The sequence below is a fragment of the Streptomyces sp. NPDC036984 genome (assembly GCF_055607665.1).
In genome coordinates, this window is sequence record NZ_JBVJRL010000036.1 from 14,952 (window position 1) to 37,027 (window position 22,076).

General features: G+C 68.9%; 25 protein-coding genes and 3 pseudogenes. 9 read left to right on the top strand and 19 right to left on the bottom strand.

The window, feature by feature from the left end; all coding sequences use genetic code 11:
- Window positions 1-156: 156 nt before the first annotated feature.
- The 7 genes and pseudogenes from ACZ7DL_RS37070 to ACZ7DL_RS37100 form a co-directional block, all read right to left on the bottom strand.
- Window positions 157-1,032 carry a PhzF family phenazine biosynthesis protein gene (locus ACZ7DL_RS37070; protein WP_470781200.1) on the bottom strand — a complete coding sequence of 292 codons (876 nt, stop codon included), beginning with the start codon at window positions 1,030-1,032 and terminating at the stop codon, window positions 157-159.
- Between the two features lie 149 nt (window positions 1,033-1,181).
- Window positions 1,182-1,511, bottom strand: coding sequence for a hypothetical protein (locus ACZ7DL_RS37075; protein ID WP_470781202.1), 330 nt, complete (start codon window positions 1,509-1,511; stop codon window positions 1,182-1,184).
- Between the two features lie 720 nt (window positions 1,512-2,231).
- On the bottom strand, window positions 2,232-2,627 hold the full coding sequence (locus tag ACZ7DL_RS37080) for a hypothetical protein (protein ID WP_470781203.1): 396 nt from the start codon (window positions 2,625-2,627) through the stop codon (window positions 2,232-2,234).
- Window positions 2,628-2,771: 144 nt separating this feature from the next.
- Window positions 2,772-2,834: pseudogene (locus ACZ7DL_RS37085) on the bottom strand (AAA family ATPase); the annotation flags it as partial.
- Window positions 2,835-3,173: an ATP-binding protein gene (locus ACZ7DL_RS37090; RefSeq protein ID WP_470781205.1), complete on the bottom strand. Its 339-nt coding sequence runs from the start codon at window positions 3,171-3,173 to the stop codon at window positions 2,835-2,837.
- Window positions 3,166-3,504, bottom strand: coding sequence for a hypothetical protein (locus ACZ7DL_RS37095; protein ID WP_470781206.1), 339 nt, complete (start codon window positions 3,502-3,504; stop codon window positions 3,166-3,168). Before ACZ7DL_RS37095 ends, ACZ7DL_RS37090 begins: the two co-directional genes overlap by 8 nt.
- An 88-nt stretch (window positions 3,505-3,592) precedes the next feature.
- Window positions 3,593-4,081, bottom strand: coding sequence for a hypothetical protein (locus ACZ7DL_RS37100; RefSeq protein WP_470781208.1), 489 nt, complete (start codon window positions 4,079-4,081; stop codon window positions 3,593-3,595).
- 86 nt (window positions 4,082-4,167) lie between these two features.
- Between ACZ7DL_RS37100 and ACZ7DL_RS37105 the strand changes: the two are divergent.
- Window positions 4,168-4,491 (top strand): annotated as a pseudogene (locus ACZ7DL_RS37105) (transposase); the annotation flags it as partial.
- Window positions 4,492-4,589: 98 nt separating this feature from the next.
- Here the strand turns inward: ACZ7DL_RS37105 and ACZ7DL_RS37110 are convergent.
- Window positions 4,590-5,354, bottom strand: a complete 765-nt coding sequence (locus tag ACZ7DL_RS37110) for a DUF6193 family natural product biosynthesis protein (RefSeq protein WP_470781209.1) — start codon at window positions 5,352-5,354, stop codon at window positions 4,590-4,592.
- A 267-nt stretch (window positions 5,355-5,621) separates the two neighbouring features.
- Between ACZ7DL_RS37110 and ACZ7DL_RS37115 the strand changes: the two genes are divergently transcribed.
- On the top strand, window positions 5,622-6,050 hold the full coding sequence (locus ACZ7DL_RS37115) for a VOC family protein (protein WP_470781211.1): 429 nt from the start codon (window positions 5,622-5,624) through the stop codon (window positions 6,048-6,050).
- An 82-nt stretch (window positions 6,051-6,132) separates the two neighbouring features.
- Here ACZ7DL_RS37115 and ACZ7DL_RS37120 read toward each other — a convergent pair.
- Window positions 6,133-6,261 (bottom strand): annotated as a pseudogene (locus tag ACZ7DL_RS37120) (IS5/IS1182 family transposase); the annotation flags it as partial.
- A 990-nt stretch (window positions 6,262-7,251) separates the two neighbouring features.
- Here ACZ7DL_RS37120 and ACZ7DL_RS37125 point away from each other — a divergent pair.
- Entirely contained in the window at window positions 7,252-8,343 is a 1,092-nt protein-coding gene (locus tag ACZ7DL_RS37125) for a PP2C family protein-serine/threonine phosphatase (RefSeq protein ID WP_470781262.1), read from the top strand.
- A 212-nt stretch (window positions 8,344-8,555) separates the two neighbouring features.
- Here the strand turns inward: ACZ7DL_RS37125 and ACZ7DL_RS37130 are convergent, their stop codons facing one another.
- Window positions 8,556-9,479 (bottom strand): RNA polymerase sigma-70 factor, encoded by a 924-nt coding sequence (locus tag ACZ7DL_RS37130; protein ID WP_470781212.1) that lies wholly within the window; start codon window positions 9,477-9,479, stop codon window positions 8,556-8,558.
- Window positions 9,480-9,628: 149 nt separating this feature from the next.
- A complete protein-coding gene (locus ACZ7DL_RS37135) occupies window positions 9,629-10,102 on the bottom strand; it encodes a carboxymuconolactone decarboxylase family protein (RefSeq protein ID WP_470781214.1) in 474 nt (157 codons plus the stop codon).
- A gap of 197 nt (window positions 10,103-10,299) precedes the next feature.
- Here ACZ7DL_RS37135 and ACZ7DL_RS37140 point away from each other — a divergent pair, with 197 nt between their 5' ends.
- Both ACZ7DL_RS37140 and ACZ7DL_RS37145 read left to right on the top strand, forming a co-directional pair.
- On the top strand, window positions 10,300-10,833 hold the full coding sequence (locus tag ACZ7DL_RS37140; RefSeq protein WP_470781264.1) for an AAA family ATPase: 534 nt from the start codon (window positions 10,300-10,302) through the stop codon (window positions 10,831-10,833).
- 208 nt (window positions 10,834-11,041) lie between these two features.
- Entirely contained in the window at window positions 11,042-11,191 is a 150-nt protein-coding gene (locus ACZ7DL_RS37145; RefSeq protein WP_470781216.1) for a hypothetical protein, read from the top strand.
- A 59-nt stretch (window positions 11,192-11,250) separates the two neighbouring features.
- Here the strand turns inward: ACZ7DL_RS37145 and ACZ7DL_RS37150 are convergent, their stop codons facing one another.
- Both ACZ7DL_RS37150 and ACZ7DL_RS37155 read right to left on the bottom strand, forming a co-directional pair.
- Window positions 11,251-11,640: a hypothetical protein gene (locus ACZ7DL_RS37150; protein ID WP_470781217.1), complete on the bottom strand. Its 390-nt coding sequence runs from the start codon at window positions 11,638-11,640 to the stop codon at window positions 11,251-11,253.
- Window positions 11,637-12,017, bottom strand: coding sequence for an STAS domain-containing protein (locus ACZ7DL_RS37155; RefSeq protein ID WP_470781266.1), 381 nt, complete (start codon window positions 12,015-12,017; stop codon window positions 11,637-11,639). The genes ACZ7DL_RS37150 and ACZ7DL_RS37155 overlap by 4 nt, the downstream gene beginning before the upstream one ends.
- Before the next feature lie 267 nt (window positions 12,018-12,284).
- On the opposite strand from ACZ7DL_RS37155, the gene ACZ7DL_RS37160 reads away from it, so the two are divergent.
- Window positions 12,285-12,641 (top strand): J domain-containing protein, encoded by a 357-nt coding sequence (locus tag ACZ7DL_RS37160; protein ID WP_470781219.1) that lies wholly within the window; start codon window positions 12,285-12,287, stop codon window positions 12,639-12,641.
- A 69-nt stretch (window positions 12,642-12,710) separates the two neighbouring features.
- A complete protein-coding gene (gene dnaK, locus ACZ7DL_RS37165) occupies window positions 12,711-14,582 on the top strand; it encodes a molecular chaperone DnaK (RefSeq protein ID WP_470781221.1) in 1,872 nt (623 codons plus the stop codon).
- 613 nt (window positions 14,583-15,195) lie between these two features.
- On the opposite strand, the gene ACZ7DL_RS37170 is transcribed toward dnaK, so the two are convergent.
- Window positions 15,196-15,921, bottom strand: a complete 726-nt coding sequence (locus ACZ7DL_RS37170; protein ID WP_470781223.1) for a dienelactone hydrolase family protein — start codon at window positions 15,919-15,921, stop codon at window positions 15,196-15,198.
- Between the two features lie 420 nt (window positions 15,922-16,341).
- On the opposite strand from ACZ7DL_RS37170, the gene ACZ7DL_RS37175 reads away from it, so the two are divergent.
- Window positions 16,342-16,899, top strand: a complete 558-nt coding sequence (locus ACZ7DL_RS37175; protein WP_470781225.1) for a pyridoxamine 5'-phosphate oxidase family protein — start codon at window positions 16,342-16,344, stop codon at window positions 16,897-16,899.
- Between the two features lie 138 nt (window positions 16,900-17,037).
- Here ACZ7DL_RS37175 and ACZ7DL_RS37180 read toward each other — a convergent pair whose 3' ends face one another.
- The 5 genes from ACZ7DL_RS37180 to ACZ7DL_RS37200 all read right to left on the bottom strand — a co-directional run bounded on the left by ACZ7DL_RS37180 (window position 17,038) and on the right by ACZ7DL_RS37200 (window position 20,992).
- Window positions 17,038-17,595 (bottom strand): GNAT family N-acetyltransferase, encoded by a 558-nt coding sequence (locus tag ACZ7DL_RS37180; protein ID WP_470781226.1) that lies wholly within the window; start codon window positions 17,593-17,595, stop codon window positions 17,038-17,040.
- 635 nt (window positions 17,596-18,230) lie between these two features.
- Window positions 18,231-18,734 carry a hypothetical protein gene (locus ACZ7DL_RS37185; RefSeq protein ID WP_470781228.1) on the bottom strand — a complete coding sequence of 168 codons (504 nt, stop codon included), beginning with the start codon at window positions 18,732-18,734 and terminating at the stop codon, window positions 18,231-18,233.
- A gap of 109 nt (window positions 18,735-18,843) precedes the next feature.
- Complete coding sequence (locus ACZ7DL_RS37190) at window positions 18,844-19,035, bottom strand: hypothetical protein (protein WP_470781229.1); 192 nt, start codon at window positions 19,033-19,035, stop codon at window positions 18,844-18,846.
- Window positions 19,036-19,054: 19 nt separating this feature from the next.
- Window positions 19,055-19,180 (bottom strand): hypothetical protein, encoded by a 126-nt coding sequence (locus ACZ7DL_RS37195; protein ID WP_470781230.1) that lies wholly within the window; start codon window positions 19,178-19,180, stop codon window positions 19,055-19,057.
- 375 nt (window positions 19,181-19,555) lie between these two features.
- Window positions 19,556-20,992 (bottom strand): amidase, encoded by a 1,437-nt coding sequence (locus ACZ7DL_RS37200; protein ID WP_470781231.1) that lies wholly within the window; start codon window positions 20,990-20,992, stop codon window positions 19,556-19,558.
- A gap of 99 nt (window positions 20,993-21,091) precedes the next feature.
- Between ACZ7DL_RS37200 and ACZ7DL_RS37205 the strand changes: the two genes are divergently transcribed.
- Window positions 21,092-21,943 (top strand): helix-turn-helix domain-containing protein, encoded by an 852-nt coding sequence (locus ACZ7DL_RS37205; RefSeq protein ID WP_470781233.1) that lies wholly within the window; start codon window positions 21,092-21,094, stop codon window positions 21,941-21,943.
- The last annotated feature ends 133 nt before the right edge of the window (window positions 21,944-22,076 follow it).

The window sequence follows — 22,076 nt, forward strand, 5'->3', positions numbered from 1 at the left end:
GCCGGCGAAGGCCGGCGCAGTTGCCTTGAAAGCTGGTGCGGACAGGCAGGATCAGGAACCTCCGGGACAGCAGCAACCCGGATCCGGCGCTCAGGAAATCGGGACGCTGCGCAGGGGCGGGGAGACCTGCTCCTGCACCGCGCCAGGGTTGGTCTCTCAGCTGATGCGAACTCCCGTGCCGCTGACACGTACGCGCCGGTCACCCGTGCGCAGCGTCACCGTGAGCTCGCCAGGGCGGCCCAGATCCGCGCCCTGATACAGGGTGAGGATGGCGTCCTCGGGGACCAGACCGAACTGGCGGGCATAGGCGCCGAAAGCGGCCGCCGCGGCGCCGGTCGCCGGGTCCTCGACGACGCCGCCGACGGGGAACGGGTCACGGACATGGAAGACGGTGGCCGACTCCCGCCACACCAACTGCACGGTGGTCAGGTCCAATCGGTGCATCAGGGCTTCGAGGCGCGCGAAGTCGTAGGCAAGATCCGCGAGACGCGCACGTGTCGCCGCCGCGAGTACGAGATGGCGGGCACCGGCGAACGCTATACGTGGCGGGAAGTCCGGGTCGAGATCGGCGGCCGGCCAGTCGAGCGCGGCGAGCGCCTCCGTGACATCGGCCTCGGCGATCTCCTCGATGTGCGGCTCGACACTGGTGAGTGTGGCCCTGAACGCCCCGCCCTCTTCGGCCACTTCCACCGGCACGGTGCCGGCGCGCGTCGCGAACACCAGCTCCCCGGGGCCTATTCGCTCGGCGAGCGCGACGGCGGTCGCGACGGTGGCGTGCCCACAGAACGACACCTCGGCCTTGGGACTGAAGTAACGGATGCCGTACGCCCTACCCTCCTGGCCGTCGAAACCCGCCGGGGGCGCGGTCAGGAACGCCGACTCCGAGTATCCGAGCTCGGCGGCGATAGCCAGCATGTCACTGTCACTCAGGGCGGTGGCGTCCAGGACGACGCCGGCGGGGTTTCCGCCGTCGGGGGCGCTGGAGAAGGCGGTGTATCGCAGCACCTCGGGCCGCGGCGTGGTCGTTGTCATGCTGGTAGCAACCCAGGGCGGACCCGCGGCTATTCCTGGACGCGACCGGAGGCGGGGATGAGCCCCCCTTGGCGAACTGAGCCCGCTGTCGGCTGCTGATGCCGATCTCGATTTTTCCCCGGTGCCGCTCTCCTTCTGCGCGGGGCGAGTCAGTGGGAGGAGGCGAAGCCCTCCGACTGGTCGAGATGGAATGGAGAGCCGGAACTCTCGGGAGTCCATCCGTTGGCGCGAGCGGTTCGAATGCTGTCAGCAACGTCGGAAGGCAGGACAGGGTTGGCCTGTGTGCCGAACCAGTTGCTCGGGTGTGGCTGGTTGGTCGTGATCACCAGTGTGGTGCCGGGAGTCTCGGCGTGTTCGACCGCATAGGTGAGGGGCGACCAGACCAGTCCCTGGTCGTAGGTGGGCCTTCCGCGAAGCCTCCATCGGTAGGTGGTGCCGTCGACGGTGATGCGCCGCGACCCCTTCTTCACCAGTGCCATGCCCACGTCCTTTCTCAGGGCGAGGGTAGTGAAGGGCCACTGGCCATGTCCCACGGGTTCTCTGCGCCCGGGTTCAGCCCGCCCTGAGCGGCCCGGCGTACACCGGACCGCGCGGGCCTCAGCGCATCGGAATGACGTCAGGGCTTGCGGCGGGGATGGTGGGACGGGCGGCCTCGGGGGTGGCAAGCAGGGCGACGATGGTGACTGGCTTGTCGCAGTGAGGGCAGTTGCGGGTTGCGGTCGGTGTCAGTGCGGTGGGTTCGGGCGATGGCGGCCCGGCCGGTGCTGTTTCAAGGGTGTCGTTGGCGTCGTCGCGCTCGCGTCGTCGGCGGGCTGCTTGAGCTATGCACCGTGGTGAACAGTAGGTTGGCGGGTGGCTGCCTGTGGGTTGACCTGGAACTGGGTCCAGCAGATCGGGCAGTCGCGGTGCTCATCGCGAAGCCCAGCGGACGGACAGTCCCCACGTCATGGTCGCCCGCCAGACGGAGTCCGGCCGGGGCCCGGCGTTCACCGCCTATGCCAGTCACGTCCTGGACGCCTGCGGCTTCCCGCCCCGAATGATCCGTTGAACTCGACTGCTTGACCTGGTCGACACCATGGACCCCAAACTCGTCGCCGCCGCGTTCGGCATGGATCCCGAGGCCACCGTGATCCATCTGTCTGATCGCGTCGACGAGACCCGCTTGTCAGGGTGGGAGACGACCAAGGAATGACCGCTGGTCAGAGTTCGTAGGGGTAGAGAGCGATCTTCTCGCGCTCGATGAAGAGCTCGACCCAGGTGCCGGCAACACCTTCGGGCAGCTGATCGGCAAGGTCCAACAGGATAGTGGTGCCGTCCAGGTCCAGCAGGGCGGCACCGTCCTCTGTGAGGCTCAACCGGCCCCGCAGCACAACGCAGTGCCCGCCAGTCCGGAGGCCAGGACCGATACCGGCAGCTGGCTTGGCGTTCCACCCCCAGACGATGTCCTCGTCGATGGTCCACTCGACGTGGTACTCGCCAGGCTCTGCGGCCCGGTCCCCGCACCACCGGACTGCCGTGTGACCGAACGAGGTTCGGACATCGGCCAGCCAGGAGGTTCCGGGAAACCTCGCGACCTTCATCAGTTCGATCAGCACGGGTCGATCATGCAGTATCCGAGGCGCCACCGGAACCTGTGAAGTTTCGGCGCTGCCTGGCACAGGTTCGCCGGAACATGCGCGCTTCGGCGATGCCGACGTTGGTGGTGAGGATCGTGCCCGGCTTCAGGTATGGCTGATTGATCACCTGGAACGGGCGAGCGCGACGGCCAGCATCGTCTTGCCGACGCCTGGTGGACCGACGAGCTAAACGTTGGAGGCGTTGTCGAGGAACCGTAAGGCGGCAAGGTCGCGGATGAGTTTCTCGTCGACGCCGGGCTGTGCGGCGAAGTCGAAGTCGTTGAGGGTCCAGGGCTCTGGCAGGCAGGCGAACCGCAGCCGGGAGGAGAGTTTGCGGGCTTCGGTCGCCTCAGCTTCGATCTCCAGCAGCTTCTCCAGGGCCGTGGTCAGCGTCATTCGCTCGGCTCGTGCCTGGTCCAGCACCCGGGGCAGGGCTTCGGCGGCGTCGTTGAGTTTCAGATAGGACAGGTGGCCTCGCAGCTGCTGGTAGCGGCGTGCCTCGCTCATCGGCATGGGGTCACTCACTCTCACGCTCCTGGTCCACGTGGGTGGGGTCCTGCCGCCGCCGGTCGGCGACGGCGGCGTAGTGGGACAGGTCGATCACGACCCGGTTCGCGACGTCCGATTCGGGCAGCCCGCGTAGCTTCTCGCCTTCAGCCAGGGCCGCGGCCGACGGGGGCCGGCGGACTTTGGTGCGGGAGGGTGCTTTGTCGGAGAACGAGGCCGGCACCGCGCGTTCGAGGGCGATGACGTGTCCGGAATCGCGGACGGTCTGCCCGGCCCCGTCCGATCTGCCCGGCCCCGTCCGGCGCCCGGCGGTGCTGGGCGATGATCGCGCGTCCGGCCGTGACCACATGCAGATCGTCTTCGCCGAGCCGGACCCGGACGGTGACTCGGGCGCCGGTCAGCGCGGAACGGCGGCATGGCGCGGGTAGACCACCCCATCAATGGATGGGGCGTAGGACGGCTGTGTAGTTCTCCCCGCCGTAAAGGGACTCGTAGCGGATCTTGAGTGTGAGCCGCCGATTGATCAAGTCCTCGATTTCGGCGTGGTTCTGCGGGTCATAGCTTGCGACACTCAGCAAGTACTGCTCGTAGTCGGTGGCGAGGACCTCTCCTTGGTTGAAGGTCACCGCGGATGGGCGCACCGAGAGGCGGTCGCGGACGTGGTCGACACTGGGTGCGTTCCACGCGCCGATCACTTCATCATCGACGGCGAGCGTGCTGTCGACGATGACCGCCGGGCCAAGTCCGGAGTTGATGAGCCGGATTCCTGCTCTGCTCCCGGTCGGCCAGCCGCGGTGTAGTTGGAGTATCGGACGCACCGAGTGGCGGTTGTGTTGCCGCGTGGCATGGGTCTGGTAGACCGAGACGACCAGCGATCCGACAGCGATCACGACCGCGCATATGGCGGTGACGGTCTCTGCGTTCATCCCATCCCCCTGGTGAAGTCTCCTTGCTCAGACGGTATCCGAACCGATCATCGTGTCCGGCTCGCCCTTCATCGGTTGGTCAGGTCATGGGCTCGTCACCGCGGGTCGTGTCGGATGAACTGTGGGAGCGGATTGAACCGCTGTTTCCCAGGAGGGAGCGGCGGTTTCGGTATCCGGGCCGAAAACCACTGCCGGACCGTGAGGTGCTGTGCGGAATCCTGTACGTGCTGCGCAACGGCATCCAGTGGGAGTACCTGCCGAAGGAGCTGGGCTTCGGCTCGGGCATGACGTGCCGGCGGCGGCTGCGGGACTGGAACGCGGCCGGAGTCTGGCAGCGGCTGCACGAGGTCCCGCTCACCGAGCTCAACGCGGCTTCGCGGTTGGACTGGTCCCGCTGCGCATTTTCCGCGAGGGCCACCGACGACAGCGGTGGTGGGGGGCCCGGCCGGTCGATTCCTCCCACGTCAGGGCCCTGGAAGGGAACAGTACTCCGCTGTGAACTTGTCTATTAACCATCGTCCGTCTGGTCCCTCTCCCTGGTGGCTTCGTGAGCCGTGAGTTCTTCCGGGGTGCCCAGGAAGGCAGGGCCGCAGCCCGCTGGAAGACGCTGGACCACCATGGCGATGGCCTCCTGTGCCGTTGCTGCCGGACCAACCGTCTGGCTCCGGAGAGGACCGGAGACCCAGTAGGTACCTCCAGCGGCGGGCTGGATGTAGGGGACGTCCCAGGTCCACCGCCATTCGGTGCAACGGCTGAAGTGGAGTTCTCCCATCCCGGTCCAGGGAAACAGTTGCCGCAGGCAGGGCTCGGCGTAGGCCGCTTCCAGCAGTTCCATCCGTACGCGCCCGTCGTCTCGTACTGCCTGCCAGCCTGCTTCAACGACGGCGTCGCGCGTTGCATCCCTGTTCACGTCACCATCGTGCAGGAGGGGCGCTGGCGACCGAGGCCGTTTGTTTGATCGACCGGCCCCTCGAACTCGATCACCCGGGTTTGGAACGGCCGGACGCGAGAGCGGACCTCGTCTGATCCTTTGCTCTGGCACAGAGACAGAGGACAGCACAAAGGAGGCTGAGGCATCAAGGCGGCCTGCCCCGCTCGCGTCCGGCGGGGGGTTCAGGAACCTACGTGCGAAGGCGGCTCTCCGGCCGGTGCACCGAAACCGTCCCGTCCCGGGCCCGGACGGCCGCCGGGCTCGAAAAACCGTCGTCTGGCCACACGCCACGATGTGGGCAGAATCCTGGCGACCGGCGAGGCATACAGCCGGCCCACCCACCGCAAGGTCGGCGCGAGACCCCGCCGCACTGGATAGACGACAAGGTCAAGGACTGTCCCGTAACTGATCTTCGGCATGAGGGTGGTCGGGATCGGGATCCTGGGCCCCACCGGTGGGCTACGCCGCCAGGGTTACGTCGTACTCGTGGGCTGTTCGGGTTGGTCACCCGGTGTCGTAACCGGCCCGTGGCTGGCCGGGGTCGGGGCCAGCCTCTCGACAGTATGGGGATCCGGCGGGGGAGTTGAGCCCCCTTGGTAGGGTGCGTCGATGTCATCGATCAAGCAGTTCCAAGTCACCTTCGACTGCGCGGAACCTGAGCGTCTCGCTCGCTTTTGGTGCGAGGTGTTGGGGTACGTCGTACCGCCGCCGCCGGAGGGGTTTGACACTTGGGACGATTTCAAGCGCTCGCTGCCACCTGAGCAGCAGGACGCATGGTTTGCGTGCATTGATCCCTCAGGTGTGGGCCCGCGACTGTTCTTCCAGCGCGTTCCCGAAGGGAAGGCCGCCAAGAATCGGCTGCATCTTGACGTGAGGGTCGGCACCGGACTCGTGGGGGAAGAACGCCTCGCCGCTCTTGAGGCCGAGTGCGCGCGACTGGTCCCGCTCGGCGCGGTACACGTGCAAACGCTGTATGACGGCAATGATGCGTGCATCCCGATGCTGGACATCGAGGGCAACGAGTTCTGTCTCGACTGAGCATCCTCGGAGCCGGCGAGGTGGGGAGCGGCCTCCCTTGGGCTTCTCTGGCTCGTATGGGGCAGGAGCTGTCCCGTGGGGGGCGGTTGCCCGGCAGGGTCCGGCCGATCACGACGATGAGTCGGGTGCCGCTGTCGATGACGGCCTGGTGGTCGGTGGAGTACCTGTAGTTCTTTGACTGTCCGGCGATCGTGTGGTCGGTAGGCCGCAAAAAGCAGCACCTCTCGATGAGCGTGCAGCCCCCTGGCTCCGCGCGAGCAGCATCAGGGAACCACAGCTCTCCCGCCTCAGTACCTGGGCCGCCGGCCGGGGGCTACGTGGGTGGGACGAGGAGCAGCCCTGGCCGTCTTCAGAATCCCATCACGGCCGGGGCTCTCTCGCTTCGCCCGCCGGGCGGGGCCGCGGCCCGCTGCGCGTACGTGCGGTCCGAGTGTGGTCACAGTCAGGCGGACCCCAGCACCCGTCTCACCAATACCACCGGCCCGACCAGGGCCGAAGCCACTACCGCTACCGCGCAGGGTGCGAGCTGGAAGACCGCAAGGCGCCGCAAGAGCTATGAGCCGGCCAGGACCCAGGTCGACACCCTCACGGACGAGTGCCTTGAGCAACCAGCCGCGGTCACCCCGAGGGCGATCCAGACCGACGCCTTCCTGTGTCATGGGCGTCCGCCGCCCCGAACCGGATCACCGAGAGCTACCACCTGCAATCCGCCGGCCGCTCGCCGTCGACACCTACCAGACTCCTGGTCCAGGCCCTGGGACGCTCGGCCAAGGTGGTAGTTGTCAAGTACACCTGGTCCGACCGCGAACGTCTCGGCCTGCTGCGTCTCCGCGCCGAGGTCCTGGCCCTGTACGCCGTGCGTCGGCGGGACGGGATCGACGACCCCACCGAGCTGCTCTCACCGCCGACGAGGTGTCCGAGGCGAAATGCGAGGGCGCCCTGGCCCTCACGGGCACCATGACCACCGGCTCGCTCCAAGGACCCGATGTCGTCGACCGCTGCACGGCTGCACCCTTACGCCCCGGCTATCGCGGAGGTTGTCGGGTTCACGCGGGAGGCGGAGCCGCTATCGGGGTGCCCGAGTCCCAAGCAGCCGGCTCGTGTGCCGATGGCCGCACTCCACGAGAAGGCCGCGCACACTCCTGAACGAAACATGCGCGTTTGTGCCGATATGCTGTGTTTCATGCTCTGGACTGGGTGGATGCGAATCCGTCGTCCTCTTTACCGGCAGTGGAGTCCCGCCCTGCTCTCACCGGTGATCTTGACCGTAGTCGTCACGAGTCTGGCGTTCTCCACTCCGCGAAAGATCGCTTTCAGTCGCCTCTTGACCGCTGCCCCCGCCCTCGCGGCCGCTATCTGGCCCGTGCTGCCCACTGTTCTGCTGGGAGCGGCCTGCGTCATGATCATGGTCGGGTTGAGTCTTGTGTACCCCGATCTGGGCACCTGGTTCACCGTGGGTGCCATTGCCGCAGTCACTGTGGCTGCCGCTTACGCCTGCCGTGTCCGGATCCAGCGGGAACAGGAATTCGTCCAGCTCCGCCTCGTCGCCGACGCGGCACAGAAGGTGCTCCTGCGCCCTCTGCCTCGCAGCGTCGGTTGCCTGGAGGTCGCGTCGATGTACCTCGCAGCCGCCGCGCAGGCCCGCATCGGCGGGGACTTCTACGAAGCCGTCACCACGCCTTACGGAGTGCGACTGATCATCGGGGATGTACGGGGCAAGGGCTTGCCCGCAGTGGGGTCCGCCGCGGCCGTGGTCAACTGTTTCCGGGAGGCCGCGTACGACGAACCCAGTCTGGAGGGCATCGTCCGCCGCCTGGACGTCAGCAGCACCCGGCACAGCTGTACGTTCCCCACCGGGGATCTGCTGGAGCAGTTCACCACTGTGGTGCTCGCCGAGTTCCCGGACCAGGGCAGCCACATCAAGCTCATCAACTGCGGGCATCCTCCCCCACTGCTCCTGCGTCACGGCACGCTCCAGGTCCTGGATCCCACCGCCGCCTCGCCGATTCTCAACCTTTCGACACTCATCGACACCCCCTACACCACCGACACCATCGCCTGTACCCCCGGTGACCAGCTGCTTTTCTACACCGACGGCGTCATCGAGAGCCGGAACCACCGAGGCGAGTTCTTCCCCTTGCAGGACTGGATGCGTCAGCAGACTCCGGCTGAGCCCAACGCACTGCTCGACAGGCTTCACCAGGATCTCCTCCAGCACAGCGGCGGTGGACTCGACGATGACATCGCGGCCCTCGCGGTACGCATCCGTGCCCCGGCCAACGGCAAGCGTTGACGGAGTTGCATGACCGTGTGCGGTTGCGACGGCCTCTCGCAAGTTCACTGCACACGGCGACCACGGCGACCGCTGATCCGGCACACCGACCGTCCGGCGAGCGATGACGCCACACCATCGCGGCGCTGCGGGCGCCTGACCGGCCCCGGACACGGGGAGCAGGTCCGGGCCCGCGTCGAGGGCGTCCTCGCCCGCATACGCCGGTCCCGGGGTCACATCGTCCGCCGGCGGGCCTGCTTCACCTCGCGATCGACAGCCCAGGCGTCAGCGACCGGCCCGAGGTGGCCGAGCTTGTCGGGGTTGATCACCGAGCGGATCATCTGGATCTGCCCGCCGAGCACCTCGAGGGCGAAGACGTGGAGCACCTTGCCGTCCCGGTCGCGGAAGATCGCTCCTGGCCGGCCGTTCACCTCGTGCGGCTCGAAGGCCACGCCGATCCGGGTCAGCAGGGGGAAGACGGAGGTGAGCAACCGGGCCACGTTCTCGGCGCCGATGACGGCTCTGGCCAACTGCGGGGCCTTGCCACCGCCGTCTCCGACCATCGAGACGTCGGCGGCGAGCAGATCCCGCAAGCCGACGACATCGCCTTCGCGGAGGGCGTCGAAGAACCGCGTCGCCAGCTCCTGCCGCTCTTGACGGTCCGCTTCGAACCGTGGCTGGCCGGCCCGCATGTGCCGCCGCGCCCGTACCAGCAGCTGTCGGCACGCCGCCTCGGACCGCCCCACCGCCGTGGCCACCTCGTCGAAGCCGAAGCCGAACACCTCCCGCAACACGAACACTGACCGCTCCAGCGGAGTGAGCCGCTCCAGAAGCAGCAGCGCTGCCATCGACACCGAGTCGGCCAGCTCCGCCGAGCGTGCCGGATCCTGATAGGGATCGGTGAGCAGCGGCTCGGGGAACCACGGCCCGACGTACTCCTCTCGCCTCACCCGTGCGGAGCGCAGCACGTCGATCGAGATCCGCGTCACCGTGGCGGACAGGAAAGCCTTGGTCGACGTGGGCCGGGTCGCCGAGCCGTCGAAGCGCAGCCAGGTCTCCTGCACCGCGTCCTCGGCCTCACCCACGCTGCCCAGAATCCGGTAGGCGATCGAGAACAGCAGCGGCCGCAATTCCTCGAACTCCTCGGCCTTGCTCACGCCGACTCCCCTTGCAGTCCCCCCGCCCGGCCGTACTCGTCGGCGCGGGCCTTTCTGGTGATCATCCGGTCCACCGGCGGCGCAGGGCAAGGCCTCCGAGCCGGGAGCCCGGACCCGCGGCCGGGCCCGGGCCGGTTCTCTACGGCCGTTCAGTGGAACTGCCCGACCTCGTAGTCACCAGCCGGCTGCTGGGTGATGATGTTCAGCCGGTTCACCGTGTTCATGAAGGACACCAGGATCACCAGGGCGGTGAGCTGCTCCTCGTCGTAGTGCTCGGCGGCACGCGCCCAGACCTCGTCGCTGACCCCGCCGGCCGCGTCCGCGACCCGGGTCCCCTGCTCCGCCAGCTCCAGCGCGACGCGTTCGGCCTCGGTGAAGACCGTGGCCTCCCGCCACGCCGTCACCAGGTTCAGCCGTACCGGGTCCTCCCCGGCAGCGGCGGCCTCCTTGGTGTGCATGTCGATGCAGACGGCACAGCCGTTGATCTGGCTCACGCGCAGGGCCACCAACTCCTGCGTCGCGGCCGGCAGCGGCGATTCCTTGAGCGCCTTGCCCGTCGACATGAAGTACTTGATGGCCTTGCCGGCGGTCGGGCTGGCGAAGTAGTTCAGTCGCGCGTCCATCGTGTGCTCCTCCGTGGTCGTCAGTGGCTACAACCCCGAGACGAGGTAGCCCGGCGCCTTGTGACACAGGTGTGTGTGATCCACGTCTCCCCTTGTCGGGGCGTCCGGAGATGTCAAAGGAGAAGAGGGCCTCGACGTCGGCGGTATCTCGGCAAGCCCCAGGCGGTGTCACCGACTGTCGGTAGCGTGACCGCGTGATGGTGGGAACCGAAGAAACCCGGCTGGTCGTGCTGCGCGGCAACAGCGCCTCGGGGAAGTCGTCCGTCGCGGCCGGCCTCCGCGAGAGGTTCGGCCGCGGCCTGGCTCTGGTCGGCCAGGACAATCTCCGGCGCATCGTGCTCCGCGAGCGGGACCGGCCAGGCGCCGCGAACATCGGCCTGATCGACCTGACGGCCCGCTACGCCCTGGACGCCGGCTATCACGTCGTGGTCGAAGGCATCCTCTACGCCGACCGCTACGGCGACATGCTCGCCCAACTGCGCGCCGACCACCGCGGCCCGACCCACGGGTACTACCTGGACGTGCCGTTCGGCGAAACACTCGCCCGGCATGCCACCAAGCCGACCGCCGATGACGTCAACGAGACGCAGTTGCGCGAGTGGTACCGGCCGCGCGATCTGCTGCCCGACGGGCTGGAGATCGTCATCGGTGCCGACAGCGCCCTGGACGAGACCGTCGACCGCATCATGTTCGACACCGGCCTCGCCCACCTGCCCGCACTGGATCGCTGACCGCTGCCCCCTTGCTCGAGGCAGGCGTCGTGAGCAGCGTGACGGTGAACAGCAGTGCCTCGCCGAAGCCTGGTCACCGCATTGCGCCGCGGCCGGCGGCCCTGTGGCGCGCCAGGGATGCCGGAAAGGCGGGTGAGTGTCGAGGACGCGGCCGCACGTCGACGGTGGCGATCGGGGTACGTCTGCCCCGGCGGTGGGCGCTCGCGGCGTGGCGCCGCACCGGTTCGCGGTGGCCGTGGTGTCAGTCTTCGGCCGCGACGTACCGTACGCCCGGCCGGCCCTGTGCGCCGGTGACGCGGAGACCGGCGCGACCTGGATTCGGCAGATCGACACGTGGAGCTGGACCTGCCAGGCGTGACCCCGTCCATCGAGCGTCGAGCGGTAGTCGCCCCGGGGCCTGCCGCTGCGCCGCGCGGATCATCCTGACGGTTCCGTGTGCGGCTGAGAGACTCGCGTGTCCGACCGTGGCTGCTGGTGATCGGCAGCGTGCAGCATCGGCGCGGTGTGCCGCTCGGACCGGTGGCCCTCTTCGGCCGGGACGCGGCTGCGGGGTGCGTCGGTCTCGCCCGCCAGTGGCACGGGGCGGCGGGCCACGAGGCGCCCGACCCAGCGCCGGCCGCAGTGTTCGCATGGAGGCGCTCCCTTGGGGGTGTAGGGGGAGGGAACCGGCACGTTGTCACGGTAGAAGTACTCCCACTCGGCGTCGAGGGCGTCCCGGTAGCGCTGGACGTCGTAGTCCACGCTCCAGCCGTGCCAGCACGAGCTGCAGGTGAACTCGACACGTTCGACTGCAAGTTCGGTGATCACCGCGGTGCACCTCCTGTCCTGTGGGCGGGGGTGGGACGGGGCTCTGCGAGGGCCGCGTCGAGGGAGGGATACACGGGCACGACCTGGGCCAGTCCACTGCTGTGCAGGATCCGCTCGATCCGCCCCTCGTGGCACACCAGGCGCAGCTCCCCGCGGTCCTCGCCCAGCAGCGGCCGGACGGACTTCAGAGCGTTGATCCCTTCGGTATCGGCATCGGTCGATTCGGACAGGTCCACGATCAGGTGGAGCACGTGCCGATGCTTCGCCGTCGCGGCAACGAAGTCGTACAGCTCTCGGGCCGTGGCCGAGTCCAGAGCCCCCTTGATCTCCATCACGGTCCAGCCGTTCTCCCAATGCGATGCGAGGAACTCCACCATGGCCCTCACCCCGTCTCCTGCTGCCTGCCTGCCTGCCTGCCTGCCGCGTCCGCCGCACGTTCGACGGCCCACTGCCATCGTGCGACTTTTCTTTCGCCCAGTGGACCACCGACGGCAGGCCACCAGTCCGCGCCGCACCGACCCGGAAATCCCCTGTGATCCCGATATACCCCGACAGACTTGACAAGACATGGCTCAAGTTTTATTCATGACGGTAGGCAAGCCGGGTCGAGACCGCAGCTCGCCGTGGGCGAGGAGGTGGCCGGAATGCAGGCGCGGCACCGCATGGCGGGCCTGTACGCGGTACTGGGAGTGGAGCCCTCGGCGACGGCCGAGGCACTCACCTCCGCCTTCCGCGCCCGGGTACGGGAGCTGCGCCCCGACACCTGCGTCGACGCCGCCACCGCCGAACGTTTCGGCGAGATGCGGGCGGCCTACGAGACCCTCCGCGATCCGGCGCTGCGTGCGGCGTACGACCAGACCTATGAGCTCGAACACGGCCGCGGGCGTGTCTCCGCCCCGCCGGTCCGGACCGCGCGGCGGTATGCCGTCGTGCTCGGTGCCGCCCGCCCCGAGCCGCCGCTGCGCGCCGGTTCCGTCCGGTGGGAGCGGACGTCCCGATGAGGCCCCCGAAGGCAGGCGAGGCACAGCCAAGGGCGAGAGGCTCAGCCAAGGGCGAGGAGGAGAGCACAGATGACACGTGCGGTGGGTATCGACCTCGGTACGACGAACTCGGTGGTCTCGGTCCTGGAGGGCGGCGAGCCCACCGTCATCACCAACACGGAAGGGGCGCGAACCACTCCGTCGGTCGTGGCCTTCGCCAAGAACGGTGAGGTGCTGGTCGGAGAGGTCGCGAAAAGGCAGGCCGTCACGAACGTGGAGCGCACCGCCCGCTCCGTCAAACGGCACGTGGGCGACCACGGCTGGCGCTTCCCTGAGCATGGTGACATCGACGGCAAGAAGTACACCTCGCAGGAGGTCTCCGCACGCGTGCTGCAAAAGCTCAAGCGGGACGCGGAGTCCTACCTCGGCGAGGACGTAACCGACGCCGTGGTCACCGTACCCGCCTACTTCGACGACGCCCAGCGCCAGGCGACCAAGGAGGCCGGTGAGATCGCGGGCTTGAACGTCCTGCGGATCATCAACGAGCCGACGGCGGCGGCGCTGGCGTACGGCCTGGACAAGGAGAACGACCAGACCGTCCTCGTCTTCGACCTGGGCGGCGGCACCTTCGACGTGTCGCTGCTGGAGATGGGCGAGGGCGTCATCGAGGTGAAGGCCACCAACGGTGACACGCATCTGGGCGGTGACGACTGGGACCAGCGGATCGTCGACCACCTGGTCGAGCAGTTCAAGAACCACTACGGCGTGGACCTGTCCAAGGACAAGATGGCCGTGCAGCGGCTGCGGGAGGCGGGGGAGAGGGCGAAGATCGAGCTGTCCAGCTCGTCCGAGACGACCATCAACCTGCCCTACATCACGGCCTCCGCCGAGGGCCCGCTGCACCTGGACGAGAAGCTCACCCGCGCGCAGTTCGAGCAGCTGACCGCGGACCTGCTGGAGCGCTGCAGGGGCCCGTTCCACAACGCGATCAGGGATGCCGGGATCAAGGTGTCCGACATCGACCACGTGGTCATGGTGGGCGGCTCGACCCGGATGCCCGCCGTCACCGAGCTGGTGAAGGAACTCACCGGCAAGGACCCGCACAAGGGCGTCAACCCCGACGAGGTCGTGGCCGTGGGCGCCTCGCTCCAGGCCGGTGTCCTCAAGGGCGAGGTCAAGGACATCCTGCTCCTCGACGTCACCCCGCTGTCCCTCGGCATCGAGACCAAGGGCGGCATCATGACCAAGCTCATCGAGCGCAACACCACGATCCCCACCCGCCGTTCGGAGGTCTTCACCACCGCCGAGGACAACCAGCCCTCGGTGACCATCCAGGTCTACCAGGGCGAACGCGAGATCGCGGCCTACAACAAGAAGCTCGGCATGTTCGAGCTGACCGGTCTGCCGCCGGCGCCGCGTGGCGTCCCGCAGATCGAGGTCTCCTTCGACATCGACGCCAACGGCATCATGCACGTCACGGCGAAGGACCTCGGCACCGGCAAGGAACAGAAGATGACCGTCACCGGCGGCTCGGCCCTGCCCAAGGACGACATCAACCGCATGGTCCACGAGGCCGAGCAGCACGCCGAGGAGGACCGCCGGCGTCGCGAGGCCGCGGAGACCCGCAACCAGGGCGAGCAACTCGTCTACTCGACCGAGAAGTTCCTCAAGGACAACGCCGACCGCATCCCGGCCGACGCGAAGAGCGAAACGGAGACGGCACTGGCCGACCTGAAGACGAAGCTCAAGGACGAGTCGGCCGACACCGCGGCGATCCGGCAGGCGATCGACCACACCGCCCAGGTCGCACAGAAACTCGGCACAGCCCTGTACGAACAGTCGCGTGCCCAGCAGCCGGCGGACGCGGCCGGGGCGTCCGCAGGCGGTACGACCGGCGGCTCGTCCGAGGATGAGGTGGTGGACGCCGAGATCGTCGACGACGACAAGCCGAAGGCCGGCTGACGATGCCGGGGAGCGGGTCACAGAGCACCGAACTCCAGCAGCCGCGGCGCCTGGTCGAGGAGCGGAGGGTCTTCGCCTAGAGCTGGTTTCACCCACGTATTCCTCCCCGGCGGCATTCCTGGCCGGCTGGACCGTTGTGATCCGCTGGGTCAGCAGTGGCGCTCGTCTCTCGCTGTACGGCTCATCGGTCGCTCTCCGACCCAGTCGTTTGCGTCGCTCCTTGGGGGGTTCGCGGGTTGTTGCTGATGGGACGCATGCTGACCAGGCTGACGACGAGCAGCAGCGCGCCCCCGGTACAGAAGGGGGCACGGAGCCCGAGGGAGTCGGCTTCAAGACCCGCGAAGGCAGCGCCGACCGTGGTTCCGCCGCAAGCTGTCACCGGAGCGAGATGAGCGAACCGTCGGCCTGGTGAAGACGCCTCGCGCAGGCCGGTACTTTCCGCTCCAAGTTCAGCGTGGCGCATGGTAAGGGCCTGGATGCAGTCGGCGTAGGTGGCGGTCGCGGCGCGCATCTCCCGCTGTCCGGCCGCGTGCGGGAGCGCAGTGCGCGCTCGCCGCTTTCGAGGCCCGCATCTCCCGCGCCACCTGCTACCGCTCGCCCCTGGCGAAGATCGTCACTCCGTCACGGGCAGGCACTCGGCGAGCAGGTCGACGACGTCGCGCCAGGCTCGCTGCGCGTGCAGTGGGTGGTAGCCGACGCCGGGGAGCACCCTCTGGTCGACCGGCGGGTGGTGGAAGGCGTGCAGGGCGCCGCCGTAGACCACGAGGCGCCAGTCGACGCCCGCGGCCTGCATCTCGGCGGCGAAGGCGTCCCGTTGCGAGGGCGGCATGATCGGGTCTTCCGACCCGACCCCGGCCCACACCGGGCAGCGGATGCGCGCCGCCTCGCCCGGTCGGCCCGTGGTCAGCGCGTTGACCGTCCCGATCGCGCGCAGGTCGACGCCATCGCGCCCGAGCTCCAGCGCGATCGCGCCCCCGGTGCCGTAGCCGATGGCGGCGATCCGGCCGGGGTCGGTCCGCGGTTCGGCACGCAGCACATCGAGTGCCGCGTGGCCGATGCCCCGCATCCGGTCGGGGTCTGCGAGCAGTGGAGTCACGTGCGCCAGCATCTCGTCGGGGTCGGTGAACCAGCGCCCGCCGTTGATGTCGAAGGCCAGCGCCACGTACCCCAGCTCGGCGAGGGCGTCGGCCCGGCGGCGCTGGAAGTCGTTCAGGCCCGGTCCTTCGGGCCCGATCAGGACCGCGGGCCGGCGGTCGACACCGGCCGGGAGCGCGAGATGCCCGATCATCGTTAAGCCGTCGGCCGGGTACTCGACCGTGCGTGTCGTAACCGTTGTCATGAGACTGGACTGTAGTGATCGTCCAGCCCGGGCGGACCGGTCTTCACCGACGGCAGAACAGTGCGGGTATGGGCCCGTGGGCGGGCACTGGGGGAAGGCTCAGGTGCCGGTGGAGCACATCGACACCGATGCGAACCAGGCCGATGGCCATCGCCACATGACGGAGGAGCCCTGTCTGACCACAGTGACTCGGCCTGAGGCGGCCGTGGCGGTCGCAGGTGCAGGGCAGGGCTTCAGCCGAACGATCGTCCCCGCAGGCAAGAGGTGAGGGTGGGGAACACTGTCCCCTTTCGCCACCAGGTCCCCTGCAACCACACCCACCCGCCGGGCGGCCGCGAGGCCCGGACGGCGCGCGGCCTTGGAGCGATGATTTCGGCAGGGGGATCGGGTCTGTGTATGGGAGAGGAAGGAAGATCCGCCATGACGACACAACGCTCTGCGAGCCAGCCCACGACCGAGCTCGACGCTCGCTACAGCTCCGCGACCAATCCCCGCCCGGGTGCCGCGGACGTCACCGCCACCGAGTGGGCTGCGGCTCAGCGACAGCTGGAGGCCGCCGAGATCTTCTGGGTCTCCACGGTGCGACCCGACGGCCGACTGCACGTCACTCCCGTCATCGCCACCTGGTACGACGGGGTGCTCTACTTCGCCACCGGCCCGGGGGAACAGAAGGCGATCAACCTCCGCCACGAAGCGCACTGCGCGCTGACCACGGGGGGAAACTCGCTTACCGCAGGGCTCGACCTGGTGGTCGAGGGCACGGCGGAGCCCGTCGCCGACCCGGCGGTCCTCGAAAAGGTGATCGCGGCGTACGAGGCGAAGTACGGTCCGCACATCACCTCGCCCGAGGGTCCCTTCCACGGCATTGGGGACGCGTTCCGGAGAGGGGACGCGGTGGTGTTCGCGGTGGCCCCGGCCACGGCGTACGGCTTCGGCCGGAACGACGGGGTGTTCACGCACACACGGTGGGCCTTCTGAGCAACGGCACCCCGTGAAGCTGCGGGCGGGCGCAGCGTGCAGGTGGGTGTGCGACTGCGTGCCCCCTCCATGGCGGGGTGGGACGACAGGCCGGCCGTCACTGGGAGATGCCCGCTATCGAGCCTTGTGCAGCGACGTTCAGGCACCAGCCATGGCTCGCCATTCGCGCTCGAGGATCGCGTGGACCACGGAGTCCCGCCATGTGCCGGCCTTGAGTACGTGCTCGCGTATCACGCCCTCCTCGACCATGCCGACGGTGGCCATGGTCTTGGCTGAGGCCTCGTTGAGCGGGGACCGCGCTCCCCAGATCCGGTGGAGGCCCAAGTCGTCAAATCCGACACTGAGCAGCAACTGAACCATCTCCGCGCCGTATCCGACACCCCATGCGCCCGGACTCAGCGCGAAGCCCATGGTGGCTCCGCGCCGCTGATGGGGGTCCAATGCCAAGCGGCCGAATCCGATGAGCGCCGCCGTGCTGCGCTCCAAGACGGCGAGGGCATACTCGGTGCGTGGCGTCTCGGTGGCGGCCGTGATGGAGCGAGCCACTATCTGAGCGACCTGCTCACGGTTGCGCGGTTCGAATGACAGGTGCTCTGTGGCTTCCGGGTTGCCGTAGATGGCGAGCACCGCGTCCACGTCCTCGTTGGCGAGTTCCCGAAGGGTAAGACGGGCGCTGCAACGGTTGATCGGATGCATGGCGGGGAGGATACCGACGGGGTGGGGGCGGGCTGGTCGGGAGTCCTTCGATTTCCGCGCGAAGGCCAGGGGTGATGACGGCTGTGTGGACAGGGACCTGACCAGCGTGTTCTTTGCGTGCGTACGGCCGACACGACACGTGCCGTTGTCTCGGTAGGCGGGGAGGGGCGAGAAATCGGGCGGATGGTGCCGGCCGCGCCGTCCGGGCCCCCGCCGAAGAGCCGGGCGAGTGCCAGGTCCCACCGTTTCTGGGAGGCCGCCGAAGGGATGGCTGGGTGCGGTGGGGGGCGCCCGAGTCCGCCAGGGCTTCTTCGGCCCTCGCTGTGCTCTCTGCAGCAGGGGGCGTGCTGGTAATGCTGCGGGCGTCTTCAGCTAACAGGTGACCGCGCTGGTCAGGTCCCTGCCGGTCCTCACGAACCACGAAGTCGCCCGCCCGGAGACGTCCTTCCCGACAGCCACGCCCCGTGCCCGGCCCGACCACCTCGCGATCCACGCACACCAGCTCACCTGACCTGTGGTTTTCACCATGCAGCCCGCTCCGTGGCATATGTCGCGGACGCGGAGTCCGACATGCGCACGAAACGGCACGGGTGAACAGCCGCGAGCGGATCCGCGGGATCCGCGCGGGAGGCGCTCTAGACGTCCTGGGCGGCGGGCGGTTCCTCGGCGGGGCGGCCTTCGCCCACCATGAATCGCCAGACGAGGGCATGTCCCAGGATGATGAGTGCGATCAGCATGAGGGCTTCGGCCTGGATGGGGCGCAGCCCGATCGGACGGACGAGTTCGGGGAAGGCGCCGACGACGGCGATCAGGGCGTAGATCAGGGTGGCGCCGGCCTGCTCCCAGATGATGAAGCAGTCGCCGCGGGCGCGGGCCAGCAACCGCAGGGTGCTCCCGCAGCCGACCACGGCGAGGGCGATGAAGGCTGCCCGCCAGACCTGCGGCTGCTGCGTGCCGCCGACCTGAGCGAACAGGCCCATCAGGGCCGGCAGCAGGAACGACAGGTAGATCCCGCCGACTGTCCGACGCAGTGCCGGTTCGCACATCCAGTCGGTGTGGCTTTGTACGACGTTCCACCACAGGCCGACCAGGGTGAAGCACGTGGCGGAGAAGAGCGCATAGAAGGTGCTGACATCCATGGACGACGAGGGTGTCAGCGCTTCACGGCCCGAGAGCCGTCACACGCCCAGCGCCTGTCCAGCCCCGCCGTACGGACTACAGGCTCTGGAACTCACTGCTCTCGCTCACTCATACGGACCAGGGCTCGGCCGGCGCAACTCGCCGCGGTGATGCCCAGGTCATCGTCCCCGACGTGCGGTGGGCGTCCCCGGACGTGCGGTGGGCGTACGGCGCCCAGGCCGTGGCGGCCCGGTCGCCGGGCACGAGCACCACCACATTGACGGGCTCGGTCTCCGCCCCACCGTCGCCGTCGCGGTGCACAGGCTCAGCACCTCGGCGATCAGCGGCGACCAGCGTTCGCCGACTGGTACAGCTGATCCTGGGCGAACAGCTCCAGCAGCTTCTCGTACGTCTCGTGACCGGCGGGCACACGCAGCCGGGACTGGTCCTCGGTGCGCGCCCGCACTGCGTGCGCGTCGTCGGACCTGGAGGCGTTCGTATCGTCGGGCGGCTCGGCGTACGAGCACGATCAGGAAGGCGGCTACGGCGAAGCTGCCAAGGCCCGGAACGGCGCGGTGTGCAGTCACGCTCGTCGTGGGGGTCGCACAGGCAACCTCGACTCCTCCCCGATCCGCGGCTGCCCGGCCGTCCTGCGCCGGCTCTGCGTGAGCTGCATCGGCTGTGCCGTGTACCGGCCGTGGACGTACCCGTCCCGGGAGCACCTCATGTCCGGCCACCCTCCAGACGCCCTGATCACCCGCGGGCAGGCGTGAGGTACCCGGGAGACCGGGGGCTTGCACCCTGGTCTCCCGGGCGGAGTGGTCCGCGGAATGCTCGGCGCTCAGCTGACGGGCGGGCGGCGACCGGTCCAGGGATGTGTGAGTTCGAGGATGCGAGACGCCTGGAGCAGGAGGTCCTCGCGCCACGGTGCGGCGACGATCTGGATGCCGACGGGCAGGCCGGTGGCCTCGTCGTGGTGGACGGGCAGGGAGATCGCCGGCTGGCCGGTCACGTTGAACACCGAAGTGAACACGCCCATGGGGTAGCTGTTCGTCAGTGCCCTCAGGGGATCGTCGTCGGTGCCTGTCCGCCAGGCCCCGACGAGTGGCGGGAGGCAGGCCATCGTCGGTGTGACAAGGAGGTCGAAGCCGGCAAGGAAGCCTTCGACGATACGCCGCGACAACTGCTGGGCTTTCCGCACCCCTTCCGCGTACGTCCATGAGTCGATGGCCCGTGCCGCGTCGCGCAGGGCTCGGTTGTGCGGCTCGATACGGTCCGGCTCCGCGAGCGGGATGCCTGCACCGCCGATGTTCCACAGGGTCGTGAATGCCGTGACCAGCTCGTCGGTCGGCGGCAGCGGAAGGGGGGTGTCGACGAGGTGCTGGCCGGTCGATTCGAGCGTCCGAAGAGCGATGTCGACTGCTGCGATACACGCCGGGTGCACGTGAATCCCGTCGATCGGGGAGTCGATGAGCGCACCGACCCGCAGCCCGGTGGGCATGTCTGTCTCCATCGCGGCGGTGAAGGACGTGCGCGGCGTCGGGGGCGACCACCACGCAGCAGGGTCGTGCCGCGCCAGCACATCGAGGGCCGCCGCGGTGTCCGTCACCGAGCGGGTCAGCACGCCGCTGGTGCCGAGACCTTCGACCTCCACGATGGCGTTGGTGACCAGGCCGCGCGTGGGTTTGAGGCCGACGAGGCCGTTGCACGACGCTGGGATCCGTATCGACCCGCCGCCGTCCTCGGCGTGGGCGAGGGGCGCCATCCCGGCGGCGACGGCGGCGCCGGCTCCGCTCGACGACCCGCCGGGCGTGCGGTCCGGGTCCCACGGGCTGCGCGAGATGCCCAGCGCGTCGCTCTCGGTGAAAGGCAGGCTGCCGAACTCGGAGGTGGTGGTCTTGCCGAGCAGGACGAAGCCCGCGTCCACGAACCGCCGCACCACGGGGTCCGATGTCTGAGCCGGTGTCCGCCCGCCACCGGCGGACCCATAGGTGGTGGGCCACCCGGCGACGTCGACAAGGTCCTTGACCGGTAGGGGGACGCCGTGGAACGGCGGGAGGTCCTCGACCGAGGTGGCCCGCGCCACGGCATCGGCCGCGGCGGCCGCGGCTTTGCGGACGTCGTCGTCGGCCCGGTGACAGAAGGCGTTCAGGTGGGGTTCGAGCTCATCCATCCGCTGGAGGAAGCAGTCGGCCACCTCGACCGGACTCACCTCCTTCCGGCGGATGGCCGCCGCGAGTTCGACGGCGGGCGTGAACGGGTCGATCGGTGAGCGCATCACAGGCGGTCCTTTTCTGGTGCGGGAGTGGCAGGAGCCGTCAGTGTCGTCGCGCCTGCGACGTCGCGTCTTGGACGAATGTCGGGGTAGCTTGGCGGCATGCGGTCCGCCGAACAGGCTCACGACGCCGCGTCGGTGTGGGACATCGCCACCCCGTCGCGGCGCGGCCGGCTGTCGGGTGTCAGCATGGCCGGATTCCGCGCCCGTACGACCGACCTCGTCGACCTCGACGTGGTCCCGTACCCGGCTGTCACGGTGGCCGTCGACCTCGGTGACGGGACGTTCGCCGTCGATGACGTCAGCGGCCGGCGGCACAGCGGCAGTGTCGTCGTGGGGCTCGCGTCCGTCGGCGTTCGAGGGCGCGGCCGGGACATCGAGTGCCTGCAGGTGCGGCTGTCGCCGCCGGTCGCGCACGCGGTGCTGGGTGCCTGCGCTGATCCGGGAGCCATGGTGATCTCGCTCGAGGATCTTTGGGGTCGCGACGCAGCGCGCACCCAAGAGCAACTGCGCGCCGCCAGGTCATGGGAGGACCGCTTCGCGATAGCGGAGGCTGCGCTCGTCCGACGAAACCAGGTGGGCCGAACGGTCGAGCCCGAGGTGGCCTTCGTGTGGGGGCGGATGGTGGCGACCCACGGAGGGGTGCGTGTCGAGCGGCTGGCAGCCGAGGTCGGCTGGAGCCGTAAGCGTCTGTGGTCCCGGTTCCGGGCCCAGATCGGTCTCAGCCCCAAGCGCGCCGCTCAGCTTGTCCGTTTCGACCACGCGGCCCATCGTCTGGCCGCGGGTCACAGCGCCGCACGGGTGGCGACGGAGATCGGCTACGTCGACCAGTCCCACCTCCACCGGGATGTCATGGCCTTCGCCGGTGTGACACCCACGGCCGTTGCGGTTGCGCCGTGGCTTGCGGTCGACGACGTCGCGTGGGCCGCCGCCGCATACCTGTCCCAGCCATGACCCACAACCTGCTGCGGCCGGCAGGTCCGAGGGCAGGTCCGCAGCGGACCAGAGCGGGAACCGCTCCGGGGTCACGCTCGCCGACGCGGCTGCGGCTGGGGTCGCCGGCCGCGGTGGGGCGTCGCGGGCCGCT

Excerpts from the sequence above, each read along its gene's own strand:
- ACZ7DL_RS37170 (WP_470781223.1), bottom strand. The coding sequence starts at position 15,921 with ATGACAACGGTTACGACACGCACGGTCGAGTACCCGGCCGACGGCTTA.
- ACZ7DL_RS37070 (WP_470781200.1), bottom strand. The coding sequence starts at position 1,032 with ATGACAACGACCACGCCGCGGCCCGAGGTGCTGCGATACACCGCCTTC.
- ACZ7DL_RS37075 (WP_470781202.1), bottom strand. The coding sequence starts at position 1,511 with ATGGCACTGGTGAAGAAGGGGTCGCGGCGCATCACCGTCGACGGCACC.
- ACZ7DL_RS37175 (WP_470781225.1), top strand. The coding sequence starts at position 16,342 with ATGACGACACAACGCTCTGCGAGCCAGCCCACGACCGAGCTCGACGCT.
- ACZ7DL_RS37155 (WP_470781266.1), bottom strand. The coding sequence starts at position 12,017 with ATGGTGGAGTTCCTCGCATCGCATTGGGAGAACGGCTGGACCGTGATG.
- ACZ7DL_RS37115 (WP_470781211.1), top strand. The coding sequence starts at position 5,622 with ATGTCATCGATCAAGCAGTTCCAAGTCACCTTCGACTGCGCGGAACCT.
- ACZ7DL_RS37205 (WP_470781233.1), top strand. The coding sequence starts at position 21,092 with ATGCGGTCCGCCGAACAGGCTCACGACGCCGCGTCGGTGTGGGACATC.
- ACZ7DL_RS37125 (WP_470781262.1), top strand. The coding sequence starts at position 7,252 with ATGCGAATCCGTCGTCCTCTTTACCGGCAGTGGAGTCCCGCCCTGCTC.
- ACZ7DL_RS37095 (WP_470781206.1), bottom strand. The coding sequence starts at position 3,504 with ATGTGGTCACGGCCGGACGCGCGATCATCGCCCAGCACCGCCGGGCGC.
- ACZ7DL_RS37135 (WP_470781214.1), bottom strand. The coding sequence starts at position 10,102 with ATGGACGCGCGACTGAACTACTTCGCCAGCCCGACCGCCGGCAAGGCC.
- ACZ7DL_RS37140 (WP_470781264.1), top strand. The coding sequence starts at position 10,300 with ATGGTGGGAACCGAAGAAACCCGGCTGGTCGTGCTGCGCGGCAACAGC.
- ACZ7DL_RS37180 (WP_470781226.1), bottom strand. The coding sequence starts at position 17,595 with ATGCATCCGATCAACCGTTGCAGCGCCCGTCTTACCCTTCGGGAACTC.
- ACZ7DL_RS37160 (WP_470781219.1), top strand. The coding sequence starts at position 12,285 with ATGCAGGCGCGGCACCGCATGGCGGGCCTGTACGCGGTACTGGGAGTG.
- ACZ7DL_RS37100 (WP_470781208.1), bottom strand. The coding sequence starts at position 4,081 with ATGAACGCAGAGACCGTCACCGCCATATGCGCGGTCGTGATCGCTGTC.
- dnaK (WP_470781221.1), top strand. The coding sequence starts at position 12,711 with ATGACACGTGCGGTGGGTATCGACCTCGGTACGACGAACTCGGTGGTC.
- ACZ7DL_RS37185 (WP_470781228.1), bottom strand. The coding sequence starts at position 18,734 with ATGGATGTCAGCACCTTCTATGCGCTCTTCTCCGCCACGTGCTTCACC.
- ACZ7DL_RS37200 (WP_470781231.1), bottom strand. The coding sequence starts at position 20,992 with ATGCGCTCACCGATCGACCCGTTCACGCCCGCCGTCGAACTCGCGGCG.